Source organism: Nitrospira sp. (assembly GCA_029194535.1).
GTDB lineage: Bacteria > Nitrospirota > Nitrospiria > Nitrospirales > Nitrospiraceae > Nitrospira_C.
In genome coordinates, this window is sequence record JARFXR010000001.1 from 1,540,273 (window position 1) to 1,554,675 (window position 14,403).

At 62.0% G+C, this 14,403-nt stretch carries 16 protein-coding genes; 9 read left to right on the top strand and 7 right to left on the bottom strand.

Annotation, left to right across the window (positions count from 1 at the left end; translation table 11 throughout):
• Positions 1–69 precede the first annotated feature (69 nt).
• From P0111_06980 to acs, 3 genes are read right to left on the bottom strand one after another with little or no spacing between them, the layout of a single operon-like run.
• Entirely contained in the window at positions 70–291 is a 222-nt protein-coding gene (locus P0111_06980; GenBank protein MDF0643759.1) for a hypothetical protein, read from the bottom strand.
• Between the two features lie 40 nt (positions 292–331).
• Positions 332–802 (bottom strand): hypothetical protein, encoded by a 471-nt coding sequence (locus P0111_06985; GenBank protein ID MDF0643760.1) that lies wholly within the window; start codon positions 800–802, stop codon positions 332–334.
• 50 nt (positions 803–852) lie between these two features.
• A complete protein-coding gene (gene acs, locus P0111_06990; GenBank protein ID MDF0643761.1) occupies positions 853–2,742 on the bottom strand; it encodes an acetate--CoA ligase in 1,890 nt (629 codons plus the stop codon).
• Between the two features lie 444 nt (positions 2,743–3,186).
• Here acs and P0111_06995 point away from each other — a divergent pair, with 444 nt between their 5' ends.
• Positions 3,187–4,563 (top strand): tetratricopeptide repeat protein, encoded by a 1,377-nt coding sequence (locus tag P0111_06995; GenBank protein MDF0643762.1) that lies wholly within the window; start codon positions 3,187–3,189, stop codon positions 4,561–4,563.
• Between the two features lie 2 nt (positions 4,564–4,565).
• On the opposite strand, the gene P0111_07000 is transcribed toward P0111_06995, so the two are convergent.
• Positions 4,566–4,736 (bottom strand): hypothetical protein, encoded by a 171-nt coding sequence (locus P0111_07000; protein MDF0643763.1) that lies wholly within the window; start codon positions 4,734–4,736, stop codon positions 4,566–4,568.
• A 148-nt stretch (positions 4,737–4,884) separates the two neighbouring features.
• Here P0111_07000 and P0111_07005 point away from each other — a divergent pair, with 148 nt between their 5' ends.
• Genes P0111_07005 through P0111_07030 form a run of 6 tightly spaced genes read left to right on the top strand, consistent with a single transcriptional unit; the run spans position 4,885 to position 9,501 of the window.
• Positions 4,885–5,451, top strand: a complete 567-nt coding sequence (locus P0111_07005; protein ID MDF0643764.1) for a hypothetical protein — start codon at positions 4,885–4,887, stop codon at positions 5,449–5,451.
• 39 nt (positions 5,452–5,490) lie between these two features.
• Complete coding sequence (locus P0111_07010) at positions 5,491–6,120, top strand: penicillin-binding protein activator LpoB (protein MDF0643765.1); 630 nt, start codon at positions 5,491–5,493, stop codon at positions 6,118–6,120.
• A 14-nt stretch (positions 6,121–6,134) separates the two neighbouring features.
• The gene (locus tag P0111_07015) at positions 6,135–7,610 is read left to right on the top strand and encodes a hypothetical protein (GenBank protein ID MDF0643766.1); all 1,476 of its coding nucleotides are present in this window, start codon (positions 6,135–6,137) and stop codon (positions 7,608–7,610) included.
• On the top strand, positions 7,607–8,767 hold the full coding sequence (locus P0111_07020; GenBank protein MDF0643767.1) for an LPP20 family lipoprotein: 1,161 nt from the start codon (positions 7,607–7,609) through the stop codon (positions 8,765–8,767). Before P0111_07015 ends, P0111_07020 begins: the two co-directional genes overlap by 4 nt.
• Before the next feature lie 22 nt (positions 8,768–8,789).
• Complete coding sequence (locus P0111_07025; GenBank protein MDF0643768.1) at positions 8,790–9,053, top strand: hypothetical protein; 264 nt, start codon at positions 8,790–8,792, stop codon at positions 9,051–9,053.
• Between the two features lie 4 nt (positions 9,054–9,057).
• Positions 9,058–9,501 (top strand): type II toxin-antitoxin system VapC family toxin, encoded by a 444-nt coding sequence (locus tag P0111_07030; GenBank protein ID MDF0643769.1) that lies wholly within the window; start codon positions 9,058–9,060, stop codon positions 9,499–9,501.
• Between the two features lie 60 nt (positions 9,502–9,561).
• Here the strand turns inward: P0111_07030 and P0111_07035 are convergent, their stop codons facing one another.
• Positions 9,562–10,086 carry a hypothetical protein gene (locus tag P0111_07035; protein ID MDF0643770.1) on the bottom strand — a complete coding sequence of 175 codons (525 nt, stop codon included), beginning with the start codon at positions 10,084–10,086 and terminating at the stop codon, positions 9,562–9,564.
• A 13-nt stretch (positions 10,087–10,099) separates the two neighbouring features.
• A complete protein-coding gene (locus tag P0111_07040; GenBank protein MDF0643771.1) occupies positions 10,100–11,179 on the bottom strand; it encodes a HEAT repeat domain-containing protein in 1,080 nt (359 codons plus the stop codon).
• A gap of 159 nt (positions 11,180–11,338) precedes the next feature.
• Between P0111_07040 and proC the strand changes: the two genes are divergently transcribed.
• Together proC and P0111_07050 are read left to right on the top strand one after the other, a co-directional pair.
• Positions 11,339–12,169: a pyrroline-5-carboxylate reductase gene (proC, locus tag P0111_07045; protein ID MDF0643772.1), complete on the top strand. Its 831-nt coding sequence runs from the start codon at positions 11,339–11,341 to the stop codon at positions 12,167–12,169.
• A gap of 75 nt (positions 12,170–12,244) precedes the next feature.
• The gene (locus P0111_07050; protein ID MDF0643773.1) at positions 12,245–12,439 is read left to right on the top strand and encodes a hypothetical protein; all 195 of its coding nucleotides are present in this window, start codon (positions 12,245–12,247) and stop codon (positions 12,437–12,439) included.
• A 274-nt stretch (positions 12,440–12,713) separates the two neighbouring features.
• On the opposite strand, the gene P0111_07055 is transcribed toward P0111_07050, so the two are convergent.
• Positions 12,714–14,369 (bottom strand): thiamine pyrophosphate-binding protein, encoded by a 1,656-nt coding sequence (locus tag P0111_07055; protein ID MDF0643774.1) that lies wholly within the window; start codon positions 14,367–14,369, stop codon positions 12,714–12,716.
• Between the last annotated feature and the right edge of the window lie 34 nt (positions 14,370–14,403).

Here is a 14,403-nt window from a genome sequence, read left to right on the forward strand (position 1 = left end):
TTCCGTTGAGGCATCGTGGGGTGTCCTGGAAGGCACGCCTTTTTGGGACTAGACGGGAAGCGGGCGTATTTACGGTTCGTTCTGGGCCGAGGCGCGATAGAGCAGATAAAGGCCGATCCCGGCGATGACGGACACGACGATCGCCAGGGCCAGCTGGACGGCAAAGCTGATCGGCCCGATGTAAATCTTATAGAGCTGGAGCAGAACGATCGGCAGGCAGACGGCCAGGAAGAGGGCCACCATGTGCCGTCGCTGGTAAATCGGTTCTCCCGGTTTTCTCGACCCCTTCATGTTCGGACGATCGACGGCGCTTCGCCGGTCTGCGGGATGGTCACTTCATCAGAAAGGCCTTTGAGTCCTCTCCGGAAGCCGTCGTGACGGTCAGGATCGCGAGCCCCTTGCGCCCGCCGGACGGGATGGCTGCGGTGACGGTCGTATCGTTCTTGAACGTAAACTTGGCGGGACGGCCCGGTCCGAACGACACGCCGCGCAGGCAGTTCGCCGGACCGAAGCGGGTTCCCTTAATGGTCACGCTCTCTCCGGCCTTGCCTTCGTCCGGTGTGAGCTGCTCGATCTTGGGCGCAACACCGAAACAGGCCTCCGCTTTGCTCGCCGTTTCGGCCGACTGAAACTTCGGTTTGTCCTGCTTGGGCTTGGAGGCCTTGACCTGCGACGCTGACTTTGGCGGCTTGGCCTGCGTGTCTTTGTCCGCCGCGAAGACGTGCGAGGGAGCGAACGTCGGGCAGAACCATAACACCACGCCGATGAGTGCCATCGGCGCAAGATTCACGGATTTCATCATACCGGCCTCCTGTTGGTCACGATCACAGTCTGCTTGAAAAATTCGCCGCGTTACTCTTCGATGGTCGAGATGTCGCCGGGATCCTGTCCCAGCTCCTTGGCTTTGAGCACCCGCCGCATGATCTTGCCGGAACGGGTCTTGGGCAACGACGTCACGATGTCGATCTCAGCCGGCACTGCGATCTTTCCCAGTTCATGTTTGACCTGTTCTTTGATGGAGTGGATGAGTTCCGGGGTCTCTTTCTCGCCCTGCTTCAGGATGATGAAGGCCTTGATGGACTCCCCGACCGTCTTGTGCGGCTTGCCGATCACCGCGGCCTCGGCCACCGCGGGGTGACTGACGAGCGCGCTCTCCACCTCGGCCGTTCCGAGCCGATTACCCGCCACTTTGATGACGTCGTCGGCGCGGCCCATGAACCACATGTAGCCGTCGTCGTCCTTGTGGCAGACGTCGCCGGCGGTATAACAATTCGGAATCGTCGTCCAGTACGCCTTGTATCGGTCCGGATCCTTGTAGATGGTCCGCATCATCGAGGGCCAGGGTTTCTTGATCACGGCGAAGCCGCCGGCGTTTGCGGGAAGGCTGTTGCCTTGCCGATCGACGACGTCCGCTTCGATGCCGAGAAAGGGTCTCGTCGCCGACCCCGGCTTCAGCGGGACGCTGGGGAGCGGCGTGATCAGGATCGAGCCGGTTTCCGTTTGCCACCAGGTGTCCATAATGGGCTTGTCGCCGCCCGTCACCCGGTGGAACCATTCCCAGGCCTCCGGGTTGATGGGTTCACCGACACTGCCCAGGATACGCAGAGTGGACAGGTCGGATTTCTTCGGCCAGTCCTCTCCGTAGCGCATCAACAGTCGGATGGCGGTTGGTGTCGTATAGAAGATCGAGACGCCGTAGCGTTCGATCAAGTCCCACCAGCGGCCCGGCGTCGGGTAGTCCGGTTTTCCCTCGGCCGTCAATATCGTCGCTCCGTTCAAGAGCGGACCATAAACGATATAGCTGTGACCCGTGACCCAGCCGGGATCCGCCACACAGAAATAGACATCGTCGTCCTTCAGGTCGAAGACGTACTTCGTGGTGGCATAGGTGCCTACCATGTAGCCGCCGTGCACGTGGACGACGCCTTTGGGTTTCCCGGTGGTGCCGGACGTGTAGAGGATGTAGAGGGGGGCCTCCGAGTCAAGCGGCTCCGCGGGACAGTGCGGCGTCTCGTGCCGGAGCCAGTCGTGCCAGTCGATTTCCTGAGGGGCGAACAACGTCTGCCCCGGACTCTGTCTCCGTACCACGACCACGTGTTCCACCGTGGCGCAGTTCTTCACGGCTTCATCGACGACCGGCTTGAGATTGACGACCTTGCCGCGATCGAACCCCACGTCGGCCGTGATGACGAGCTTCGCTTCCGCGTCAGTGATTCGGCTCGACAGAGCCGGAGCGCTGAACCCCGAATAGACGACGCTGTGGATCGCACCGATTCTCGCGCAGGCGAGCATGGCCACGACCTGTTCCGGGATCTTGGGTAGATAGATCGTGACACGATCGCCCTTGCGGATTCCGAGTTTTTTCAGAGCATTGGCGCACCGGTTGACCTGCCGGTACAACTCGGCATAGGTGAAGATCCGCTCTTGATCGTTTTCCCCCACCCAAATCAGCGCGACTTTATTCTTTCGCCAGCTGGCAACATGACGGTCGAGGCAGTTGTAGGCGATGTTGCAGGTCGCGCCGACGAACCACTTGGCCCACGGATAGTTCCACTCGAGCACCGATTTCCACGGAGTGAACCATTCCAATTCCTTGGCCAGACCGCTCCAAAATGCTTCCGGATCGGCGATCGATCGCCGGTAGGCGGTCTCGTAATCCTGAACGTAGGCCGCGGAAATCGTCTTGGAGGTCGGCCGGTACACCCGGCTTTCCTTCAAAAGGGTATCGATGTTATCCGCCATACGCGCGCTCCCTCGTCCGCATACGAGTTTACCGATGAATCGGCCACAACCATACCTTGCTCCGGAGAACTATGCAATCCGCCGGGTAGCGGGCCAGTTTCCTCTTGCGTCATGCCCGCGAAGGCGGGCGCCCACTCCTCGATCAAGACTCAATGCCGGTATGAGAAGTAGGCCTTGACTGGATTCCCGCTGGAGCCTGCCCTCGACACCGATCGGGGGCGGGAATGGCAAACTTCAGTGCTTCTGATGGCAAACTGATCCACGACCCAGGCGCATGTGCCGGTGTGCGCCTTTGTGTATGTGATGGATCGTCACAGGACCGATCGCTCCGAACCGGCGCCGGCTCGAAGATGCGGCGCGTCCTCCGTCGGAGTGTTTCTTGACAGTTACGGGAAGGCAAGAGTAGGCTGAATTTTCAGAGTGATCTCACGCCCGTTCTTACCTATGTCGCCACGGTTTGCCAGTCGCGCCCGCAGCCTCCTTCGCTCGCTGTGTTCCTGCCTGCTTCTCGTCTCGGCCGCATCTTCCGCCTGGGCTCAAATAGGAAAACCGGAGGGGTTGTACTACAAATCCTGGGCGGTCGTGATCGGAATCGAAAACTACGTGGTCGCCCCCAAGCTGCCCGGCGCAAGAGCAGACGGCAAGGCGATGGCTGAGGTCTTGCGCGGGCTGGGCTTTGAAGAGGTGGTGGAGCTGTACGACAATGATGCCAGCTTCCGCCGCCTCCAGCAGCTGCTGTCGGATTTTCTTCCCCGCAAGGTCGGCCGTCAGGACCGTCTCGTCATCTATTTCGTCGGCCATGCGGGAGTGACGCGGGACCAATCAGGCAACGACGTGGGCTATCTGGTCCCTTGGGATGCGCAGCCCAACAACGTGTCCAAAGCGGTGACCTTCGATCAGCTCAAGGAATTCAGCCGCCGCAGCGCCTCGAAGCACACACTCTTGCTGCTCGACGTGGCCGTGCGAGGCTGGGAGGTCAGCGTCGCGCAGCCTTTGTCGCTGGAAGGGCGCGTCGCACCGGAGGACGATCAGGAAAAGCGGGCGGTTCAGGTCTTGACGGCGGGAGACAAGGGGGAGACGGTCATCAGGACGCAGGATCGAAGCCTGTTCGTTCAGGTTCTCGCCAAAGGAATGTCGGGCGCCGCCGATCTGGACAAAAACGGGTGGCTGATGGCCTCGGAACTGGGGCGCTATACAGCCCAGCAGATCCGGGAGCAGTCCAAGGGAACCCAGCACCCGCTCTTCACACAGCTCGAAGGGGACGGCGATACGATTCTGATCGAAGGCCGCAAGGCGGCGTTCAGACTCGGAGGAGAACCGCAGTCGCCGGCCGAGCGGAAACAGGCGGCCAAGCTGCAGTACGAGCAGGCCTTCGCGCTGTTGCAGACCGGAAAGTCGGCGGACGAAGCGTTGGAGCGGCTCAACCGCGCGGTGGAATATGATCCCGAATTCGGCGACGCCTATGTATTGAAGAGCTACGTGCAACTCGAGGTCCTGCCCGACCTCGACGAGGCCTTGGCGGCCGGCAAACTGGCCGTGCAGCATGCCCCGAAGAATCCGGACTCGCACTACACGCTGGGGCTGATCTATGAAAAGCGGGGACAGTATCCGGAAGCCGAGCGGGCCATGCTGGACGCCCTCGCGGTCAACCCGACCTACGTAGATGTCTATTTTTCGCTCGGGGTCCTGTATGAGGATGAATTGAAGAACAACCAGAAGGCCGTCGAGGCGTTTCAGCGGTATTTGGAACTCGGCGGCAACCACGTGCGGGCCCGCGAGGCCGTCGCGCGTGGCAACCAATCCGTACCGGCAAGACCTTAGCCCTAATCTTTTCCACCGCCTTTCAGATAGCCCAAGCCGATCTTGAGCGCGCGCCTCGTGATCTCCGCCCACCGGACCTGAGGATATTCCGCCAGCACTGCGGCTGCCTTCGGGTCCTGCACGTCGAGTCCGACGATCCGGATGATGCCGTCTTCAATTTGTACGTCCGCCATAGTGGTTTTTCCTCTCTCCCAGGACTCAGGATGACGTTCGTTCGAGACCCCTCGCGTTGACTCAACTGGTCGTGCATGTTAGCATAAACCCGCTCAATTTCTCGTGTTTGTTCACCGCGCGTTGTTCACCGAGCAAGGAGGAAGTCGCATGAGCCAGCCGCGTGGAATCCTTTCACAATTGGCCGGTGGTGGGGTCGCTCTCGTACTGATCGTCGGGCTCGCCGCGTGCGGCGGCCCTCCGAAGTGGGTCAAGCAAGGGTCTGGCGCGATGAGCGAAAAGGACAGCAAGGCGTTTTACGGCGTGGGATCCGTCACCGGCGTCAGGAACGAGCCGTTGGCCTGGGATACGGCGGAGAACCGGGGCCGCGCGGAAATCGCCAAGACGTTCGAGACCTATACCGGCTATCTGATGAGGGACTATGCCGCCTCGACGACCGCGGGTGATTTTACCCGGAACGCCGAAGAGCAGAACGTCGAGCGGGCGATCAAGACCCTCACCACGACGACGTTGAGCGGTGTGCGTCCGATTGACCGGTACAAGGACGACAAGACCGGCACCTACTACGTCCTTACCAAGCTCAACCTGGAAGATATGAAAAACAATCTGCAGCACGCCAAGGAACTCAACGCGGAAGTCAGAGACTACGTGCGCAAGAACGCCGACAAGGCATTTGAGCGTCTTGAAAAGGAAGAAGACAAACGCGCAATCCGTTGATCGCGATTCGTGAACCGGTTCCGAAGGAGCGGACGAACGATGGGGATCTCAGGTGGGCGGAGGTGTGGCGGCGCGGCAGCAGCGGCCGTGTTGTGCCTCGGGTTCTTGACCCTGGCCGGCTGCGGAAGCGAAACGAAAATCACCCGTGTGGATACAGGCGTGGTCACCGATCTCAGCGGCCGCTGGAACGACACCGATTCCCGCATGGTAGCCGAGACCATGGTGAAGGAAGCGCTCGACTATCCCTGGCTGAACAACTTCAACCAGGCCAAGAACCGTCCGCCTGTGGTGGTGGTGGGCACGGTGCTCAACAACAGCCACGAGCACATCAACGTGCAGACCTTCGTCATGGATCTCCAGCGCGAACTGACGAACTCCCAAAAGGTGACGTTCGTGGCCAACAAGGGCGAGCGGGAGGAAGTCCGCAACGAGCGGAAGGAACAGGCGATGTACGCCAGTGAAGATACGCAGAAGGCTCCCGGAAAGGAAATCGGCGCCGATTTCATGATGAAGGGCACCATCGCCACGATTCTCGACGAGGCCGAAGGCACCAAAGCCACGTTCTACCAGGTGGATCTCCAGATGGTGGATTTGGAAAGCAACGCCAAAGTTTGGTTCGGGCAGAAAAAAATCAAGAAAGTGATCGAAAAGAAACGCACCGTTTTCTAATAGCCAGAAGTCCGTTGAGCTGCTTTGTCTTACGCCCCACCGTCCAGGCGCCTGCACGGTGGGGCGTTTGTCTGTCAACATCCCTCACCCTCGCCGCGCTCCTTGTCGCAAGCGGATGCGGCTCCGCGGGGAAGCACTACGTACAGGCGGATAAGAGCCTGCTGACGCACGACTACCAGCGGGCCGACGCGGCCATCAAAGAGGCGGAAGACGAATACGGCGACAGAAGCCGCGTCCTGTACGGCATGGATCGGGGCATGACGCTTCACCTCGCCGGCGACTACAAGCTGAGCAATCTCATGTTGGAACAGTCGGACGACGAGGTCGAGCGGCTCTACACCAGAAAGGTTCGCACCGAGACCGCCGCGTTCATGACGAACGACAACCTGCTGCCCTATGAGGGCGATCCTTACGAACAGGTCATGATCAATGTCGTCAAGGCGCTGAATTACGCCATGCTGGGTCTCTGGCAGGAATCGCTGGTGGAAGCTAGGCGCATCGATCATCGCCTGAACGTGCTGTCCGATCGGGTCAAAGACAAGAGCGCCTATCGGGAGGACGGGTTCGCCCGCTATCTCACCGGTATCCTCTATGAGAGCACCGGCGACATCAACAACGCGTTCATCGCCTATCGCAAGGCCTATGAAACCTACGACTCGACGAAGGGCTGGTCGCGGGTCGGGGAGCCGGCGCAGTTGCAGAGCGACCTGCTGAGAACGACGGACGGACTGCATCTGACGCAGGAATTCACCGCTTACGAGCGGGCCTTTCCGACCGTGCCGTGGCAGTCCATTCAAGCGCAGCAGAATCTCGCCCAAGTGGTCGTGATCAGCTATAATGGCCGGGCACCGCGGAAGGAGGACCAGTTTCTTGACCTGCCCATCAGCATGGATGCGCTCCAATTGGTCCTGATCAACCGAGCGCTCACCAACCCGAATACGCCGCAAAACCGCGCCGCGGACAGCGTCCTGTACGGCTTGAACGGGCGCGTCGTGCGCGTGGCGTTGCCACGGTTGGTTCCACAGCCCACGCATGTTCCGGTGGATACCGTCAGGCTCGATGGCGCGGCCGGGAGCCCCGTCACCGTCAAGACCGAGCCGGTGCAGAACGTGACCGCGCTCGCGGAGAAAGCGTTGTCGGAGCGCCTGCCCGGCATCGCCGTGAAGGCCGTCGCCCGGGCGGCGACAAAATACGCCATGGCGGAAGCCGCGACGAGGGGATCGCAGAGCGCCGCGGGATCAAAGAATGCCGATTGGGTCGGACTCCTGGTCAGTTTGATCGCCCACGGCTATGCGGTGGCCTCGGAAGAGGCGGACAAGCGCAGTTGGCGGACCTTACCTGATCAAATCCATCTGGCCCGCCGGTGGGTGGCTCCCGGTCAGTATGACGTCAAGGGAGCCGGGTTCACCGGGGATGGGGCGCCGGGAAGCCGCTCTCTGTCGCTGGCGGCCGGGCAAACGGTGTTTCTGGTTCAGCGGGTGGTGCAATGATCGGTCGGATACCCGTGCGGGTGCCCACATTCTTCATCTGGACGGTCAGTCTGCTGCTCGTCGGATGTTCCTTGTTCGGCGGGCGGGCCAAACCGGCATGGGTCAATGGGATGAGCCACGAGTATCCGCCCGAACAGTATCTCACCGGCGTCGGGCAGTCCGACAGGAGCGCGACGGCGGAAGATCAGGCCTATGCGGCCCTGGCCCGCGTGTTCAAGACGGAGGTCTCAGCCCAGGCAAAAGACTGGGAATCGTATCTGGTCGTCGAGCAGCGGGGACAGAGCCGAGACGAGCGGCGTCTGACCGTCGACAATCTCACCAAGGTCTCTACGGACAAAGTGCTCGAAAACGTCAGAATCGCCGACCGGTGGTTCGATTCGAAGAAACAGCTGCACTATGCCCTGGCGGTCATGCAGCGGGCACAGGCCGAGACGGCCTTCATGGAGAAAATCGCCGAGCTGGATCGGGCCATTCAAGCCGACGTCGATGACGCCCACCGGTCGGCGGACCCATTGGCCAAGGTCCGCGGGCTGCGGCGAGCGGCGCACAACCTCGTGCTCCGCGAAACCTACAACGCGGACCTCCGTGTCGTCCGGCCGAGCGGACAGGGGATCGGGTCTCCCTATCGGGTGAATGAATTGACGATGGAATTGGAGCAGTTTCTGGCGACCAACCTGTTGTTCGCGATCGAGGTGACCGGCGATCAGGCTCAGGCCGCGCAGCGGGCCCTCAGCGAAGGCCTGATCCGCGAAGGTCTGCAGATCGTGGACCGTCCCGCCGCGGATGCGGCTTCGGGCGGCGCGTCGGGAGGCCCCGCGCCGGAGTTGCTGTTGCGCGGCTTCGTCAGGGTCTGGCCGATCGACGTGCGCGATCCGCAGTTCATGTACGTCCGCTGGTGCGGCGACTTTGAAGTCGTGGAGGTGAAGGGACAGCGGCTGGTCGGCGCCATTGCAAAGGGTGGAAGAGAGGGACACCTGTCGGAGCGGGAGGCGACGGCCAAGGCGGTTCGCGTGATGCAACAAGAGTTGTCGTCCGATGTGGCCAAGGCGATCGCCGGCCACATCTATGGAGAATCCGAGTTGCCGGTGGAGGCGGCCCGCCCCGCCGGCTGTCCGCGTGAAGGGGCCGGAGCGAAGCCGGCGGCAGCAACGCACTAACAGCAGGAGGGAGATCGCAGGTATGAGCAGATTGAGCAATAGTAGCCGGGCGCCGAGAAGCCGAGGGCGTGGATTGACCGCGACGCAACAGCGAGTGCCGAGCCGGCTGGCCAAGCGGCGGCTCGGCGAACGGCTGAAGGAAGATACCGCGCTGTTCAACAAGGGCAATCTTGCCGACAAGCTCCGCCGAGAAGGATATGAGGAACTCCCGCTGGATGAACTGCAGGATCGGCTGTCCAAGCTGCAGGGCCCCTTGGCGTCCGTCATTCTCAAGGGGAGGATCTGAGGCCATGCCGTACTACTACTTCGACTCGACCGCCCTGGTGAAACGCTACAGCATGGAGCGCGGCACCCGCATCGTGAACAAGTTGATGGTCAAGCGCGGCAAGGTGGCGATTCTGCCGACCTGGACCGTCACGGAACTGTATTCCTCCTTTTCCAACCGGGCGCAGCAAGGAGAGATCACGAGGGACGACTGCTACTCCGTGATCCACAAATTCGAACGCGAATCCGTCGAAGGCTTGTTTCAGTTCATCGTCCCGACGATGCAGACCTACCTGGCCACCAAGGAATTGGTGATGGAGTACCCGTTCCTTCGCGCGCAACAGGTGATGCATCTGGCGCTGGCGCTGGAACTGAAGCCGCTCCGGCTGACGGTCGTCAGCGCGGACGTTCAGCTGCTCGCGGCCAGCAAGACAGCCGGGCTGCACATCATCAATCCGGAAGAAGACTAAGGGGAAATGGAAGGCCGGGACCGGCACCCGCCTTCGCCAAGCTACGGCGAGAGCCGGTCCCTACGGACATTGGTAGTCGGTGATCATCGAGGCGACGACGATGTCCCAGTCGTCGGCCGCTTCCCGGAGTTTTTTGGTGTGTTCCTGCACATCGGCCGGCGCCTGCTCGTCGGAAACCAGCAGAGACAGGGCTTGCTGCAGGCTGCCTTGCGCCAGCGCCAAGCTGCCGCAGACGCCGGAGGACGCCGGCAGCTGCCCTCCGGCCCGCCGGAACAATGCGACGGCCCGGTAGCCGTGTTCTTGCGCGCGGAAGAGCGGTTCCGCTCCCTGATAGAACCGTGCGGTTGCCGGCTCGTCGCGGTGGCTCTTGGCCAGTTGCTTGGCCATGAGCGCGGCCCGGCCCATGCTGAGCGCGGCGCCGTCCGGATCGTCGTTGCCGATCGCTTCTTCCGCCCGGGCTCGTAGTCGGTCCAACTCGGCGGCTGCGCCGATCACCTGACTCCAAGCGGTCCGGACTTGGGGAAACGTACAGAGGACGACGGCAAGGCCGATCCGCATGCGGGCGAGGATGGCATGACTCGGCATGGCGGGATCCCGGCTACTGCAGATACTCCCAGGTATCGATCTGCTTGATGCTCCAGTTCACCGCTTCCTTCAGCTTAACCATTTTCGGGTCGGCGTCGTTCTCCCGCACCTTGTAGAGGGACTTCTGGAGCGCCAGCAGCGGTTCGTGCGCACGCCGGTCGGGCAGTTTGCCCAAAGCCCAGACGATCTCGGTCTTGAGCGCCGGGTCGTCCGTCGTCTTGAGAGTCTCGAGGAGAGGATCGACGATGCTGAAGTCGCCGTGCAGGGCTCCCAGAATGCCCAGGGCTTTGGCCGCTGACGGCCGCAACTCCGGACGACCGGTCTGCATCGTCTCGACCAGAGCCGGCACCGCGTCCTTCTGGCCGATGTTACCCAGCGCCAATGCCGAAGCCTTGGCGATGTCGAGATCGGGGCCCTTGAGACCGGCCAGCAGGCGCGGGACCGCCTCGTTGGAAAACAAATAGCCGAACAGACCCACCAGCCTGACCTTCCGCGCCACGGGCGTCGCCGGATCGTCGTACAGCTTGAACAGGCGCTCTTCCTGTCCCCATTCGGCCGTGATGAGCGCCGGGAAGTCGTAGTCGTCCAAGCGTTCCCTCAACTGACTCATCGCGTAGGCTCCCGCGTCTTCCGCTTTTGCCGCGGCGGCCGCCTGCTCCGAGTCCGCAAACTCCGTCCGCACCTCCTTGTGCCATCCCATTCGCTTGCCGTCCAGGAAATAGATCAGCTGGCAGGCCGGACCTTTCCACAGGCGGGACGGCGAGTCGGGGAGATCCGCGTCGCTGCCCATCTTTGTCGTACCTTCCCACGTCTTTCGCTGCTCGCATTTGACCTGCACCAGTACGTCATGCGGCCGGGCCGGATCCGTCACCACGGTGTACCCGAACTCGCGCAGCCGCTTCGAGATCAAGTCCTGGAACGGCGCCGTATCGGCCGGTCCCTTGTCGGTCAGGGCGATGACCTCCAGGAGCACCCGGTCGATCTTCTTGACCTGCTGTTTCTGCTGCTCGGTGAACGATTCGCGGCGGGCCCAGCTTGGACCGGGGAGGAGGGTCAGAACGGACAACAGGCCGATAAGGATTCGCACGGGCATAGGGCTACTGTATCCAACCAGACGCCGTTCTTGCAAGTTGAGGTATTGGGGTAATGGGTCAGTTTGTCATCTCGGAGAAGCGGGAATCCAGTCAAGGTCTTCTCCTCAAACCCGCTACCCAAGTTGCAAGGGCGCGAAAGGCGTCAGTATAATCGCCGCATGCTGCAGCATACCGCAAGAGTCGGATTCATCGGGGCGGGGAACATCACCCAATCCCTCATTGCGGGTCTGCTCCATGCGAAACTGGTCCTTCCCTCGCATTTGATCGCCTCGGACATCGATCCGGCCGCGCGCGACGCCGTCAGCGGGACGTACCACGTTGCGACTACGGCTGGGAACTCCGAAGCGGCCGAGGGCGCCGATGTGCTTGTGCTGGCCGTCGAGCCGCAGGTGCTCGACCATGTCCTGACGGAGATCGCCGATATCGTCCAGGAGAAGACCTTGATCGTCTCGGTGGCCGCAGGGTATCCCATCGCGCGCATCGCCCGCCATCTACGCGGCGTGAAACGGAAAAAGATTGTCCGCGCCATGCCCAACACGCCGGCCGCTATTCGGGAGGGAGTCACGGCCATCGCCTGCGACGACGACGTGCCGGCCGACGAGTTGGCGACGGCGCGGTCTCTGTTCGAATCGATCGGACACGTCGTGACAGTGCCGGAACGGCTGCTGGATGCCGTGACTGGGCTCAGTGGGAGCGGGCCCGCCTATGTCTACATCATGACCGAGGCCCTAGCGGACGGAGGCGTGAAGATGGGGCTCCCGCGCCACACGGCCCAGCTGCTGGCCGCGCAGACGGTGGTGGGCGCCGCACGGCTGTTGCTGGCGTCCGGCGAGCACCCCGGCGTACTGAAGGACCGAGTCGCGTCGCCGGGCGGGACCACCATCGCAGGCATTCACGCCTTGGAACTGGGACGATTTCGCGCCACCGTGACATCGGCGGTCGAGGCGGCGGCGAAACGATCGGCAGAGCTGGGTTTCGAAAATCAGTGAGCGACGGAGCCGCGATTTGCCGCGGTCCGCCGGTGCAAGCAGGCGACGTGTTGGACATCGTGGGAGGTGGCGATCGTGCAGTATTGGGTGAAGGTGGTGTTTGTGGATAACCAGGAGTTGGTCGTCAAGGATGCGATCCGGCACACGATCAGCGACGACATGGAAGTGCTGGAAGTCGATTCCCCCAAGGAAGTCGTAATCATTCCGATGAAGCAGATCAAATACGTCGCGTGCGACGCGACCGTGTTCGCCTCGAAGAAACCCGGCTGACACACCCTCAGGAACGGCGTTCGAGAAGGTCTAGCCCACGGTCATGAATCATGTGGGCTAGGAGCCTGTTCCAGAAATTCGTTCGTGATGCGCTCTTCGACGCACCAACCGTTCGTTCTGAGGCTCTCGAAGGAGACGGTTGGTGGTCTCAGGACAGGTCTGTCGAACCCTGCGGTGAGCCGGGTCGAACGGCGTGAACGGAACTCCTTGAACGTGGGCGCCCTTCGACCGGCTCAGGGCGAACGGATTGTGACCGGAACTTAGGGGCCCAACACTAGGGTCGATCGGTCGACAGACGCTTCGCGAGCCGCCGCGCGAGCCGGACCATTCCGGGAGAGCGGTCGGCCGGGTCGAGGAGAACATTGAGGACGTGGAGCCGGGTCGTGTCGGCCAGCGCACCGGCCAAGGCCTGTTCAAATTCCTCCTGGGTCCTGACCCTGGACCCGACCCCGCCGCCGATCAAGTCGCAGATTCGTTCATAATGCCACTCATGCACGTCGTTGAAGGGCCCATCCAGGATCTCCCGCTCCGTCGAATAGCCTCGATTGTTCAGCACGATCACAATCGGAACCTGCCCGTAGCGCACAGCGGTGGAGAGTTCGGTGCCGGTCATCTGAAAGGCGCCGTCTCCCACGAGGACGATGGGTCGGACATGGGGGTCGGCGAACGAGGCCCCCACGGCCGCCGGCACCGCAAACCCCATGGACGTGTAGTAGGCGGGGGAGAGGAACTCGAATCGCCGGTGCACATGAAGATCCGCCGCTGCAAACAGGGATTCGCCGACGTCCGCCACGATCAGGGTCTTGGCGTTGAGGACGCTGTCCAGATGCCGAAACAGTCCGCGAAGCGAGACCTGGGCCTTCGGCGCGACCGGCTTGTCCTCCACCGGCAGCGGAGGAGGGAGGGGCCGGGACGTGAAACCTGGAAGGGGATGAGCGCTCAGGGCCTGTACGAAATCCTGGAACCGGATCGAATCGTAGCGGTGATGTCTGATCGAGACGCGATCGGCCGTCGCGTGGATGGTCCGTCCCTCGGACAGCAAGGGTGACTGCGAGTCGAGACCTTCCATATCGGAGAGGATGGATCCGAGAATCAGCAGACAGTCGGAATCGTTGATGAATCGTTGGACCTCATCGCGGGCGATCAGGTTTCCGTAGACGCCTACATAGAGCGGATGGTCTTCCCGTATGATCGATTTGCCCAAGAGGGTCGAGGCGATAGGCACGTTGATCCGTTCGACCAGGCGGGCCAGATGATCTTGAAGTCCGAAGCGCCCGATCTCCGCCCCGGCCAGAATCGCCGGCCGCTTGGCGGAGGCAAGCATGGTCTTCACCTCTCCGATGGCCTCCTCCAACGCGCCGGGATCACTCGGCTCATCGTTCAGGCACAGGGGCTTCAGCGGCGTCGCCAGGGGTGTGTGGACCAGGTCGCGGGGAATCTCAATGTATATGGGCCGGCGATAGCGCAAGAGGGCCGAAAAAGCCCGATCCATTTCACGCTCGGCCGTAATCGGATCGTCGAGCGAGACGGCGGCGACCGTCATGCGTTCGAAGACGTCACGCTGCGTCGAGAACTCGCGCACCATGTGGTGCATGTAGGGCATCGTGATCCGCTCGGACAAACCGGGTGATCCGGTCAGCAATACGACGGGCGACCGTTCGGCGTAGGCGCAGGCAATGGCGTTGACGGTGTTCAGCCCGCCGACGCAATAGGTCACGCAGGCGGCGCCGATGCCGTTGATACGCGCATAGGCATCGGCGGCAAAACCGGCCGAATCCTCCCTGGTGGTGACGATCTGGCGGATGGGCGACCGCTCAATCAATTGATACAGGCTCAGGACGTAGTCACCGGGAATGCCGAAGATATGGCGCACGCCTAGTTGATGCAGTCGCTCGATCACCGCGGAACCGATCGTGGCTGGGTTGGTCATGTCGGGTGTCGTTGATACGCGTGGTGTCGTGAAT

Bases quoted from the DNA above. Each gene is read 5' to 3' on its own strand.
- P0111_06980 (MDF0643759.1), bottom strand. From the start codon at position 291: ATGAAGGGGTCGAGAAAACCGGGAGAACCGATTTACCAGCGACGGCAC.
- P0111_06985 (MDF0643760.1), bottom strand. From the start codon at position 802: ATGATGAAATCCGTGAATCTTGCGCCGATGGCACTCATCGGCGTGGTG.
- acs (MDF0643761.1), bottom strand. From the start codon at position 2,742: ATGGCGGATAACATCGATACCCTTTTGAAGGAAAGCCGGGTGTACCGG.
- P0111_06995 (MDF0643762.1), top strand. From the start codon at position 3,187: ATGTCGCCACGGTTTGCCAGTCGCGCCCGCAGCCTCCTTCGCTCGCTG.
- P0111_07000 (MDF0643763.1), bottom strand. From the start codon at position 4,736: ATGGCGGACGTACAAATTGAAGACGGCATCATCCGGATCGTCGGACTC.
- P0111_07005 (MDF0643764.1), top strand. From the start codon at position 4,885: ATGAGCCAGCCGCGTGGAATCCTTTCACAATTGGCCGGTGGTGGGGTC.
- P0111_07010 (MDF0643765.1), top strand. From the start codon at position 5,491: ATGGGGATCTCAGGTGGGCGGAGGTGTGGCGGCGCGGCAGCAGCGGCC.
- P0111_07020 (MDF0643767.1), top strand. From the start codon at position 7,607: ATGATCGGTCGGATACCCGTGCGGGTGCCCACATTCTTCATCTGGACG.
- P0111_07025 (MDF0643768.1), top strand. From the start codon at position 8,790: ATGAGCAGATTGAGCAATAGTAGCCGGGCGCCGAGAAGCCGAGGGCGT.
- P0111_07030 (MDF0643769.1), top strand. From the start codon at position 9,058: ATGCCGTACTACTACTTCGACTCGACCGCCCTGGTGAAACGCTACAGC.
- P0111_07035 (MDF0643770.1), bottom strand. From the start codon at position 10,086: ATGCCGAGTCATGCCATCCTCGCCCGCATGCGGATCGGCCTTGCCGTC.
- P0111_07040 (MDF0643771.1), bottom strand. From the start codon at position 11,179: ATGCCCGTGCGAATCCTTATCGGCCTGTTGTCCGTTCTGACCCTCCTC.
- proC (MDF0643772.1), top strand. From the start codon at position 11,339: ATGCTGCAGCATACCGCAAGAGTCGGATTCATCGGGGCGGGGAACATC.
- P0111_07055 (MDF0643774.1), bottom strand. From the start codon at position 14,369: ATGACCAACCCAGCCACGATCGGTTCCGCGGTGATCGAGCGACTGCAT.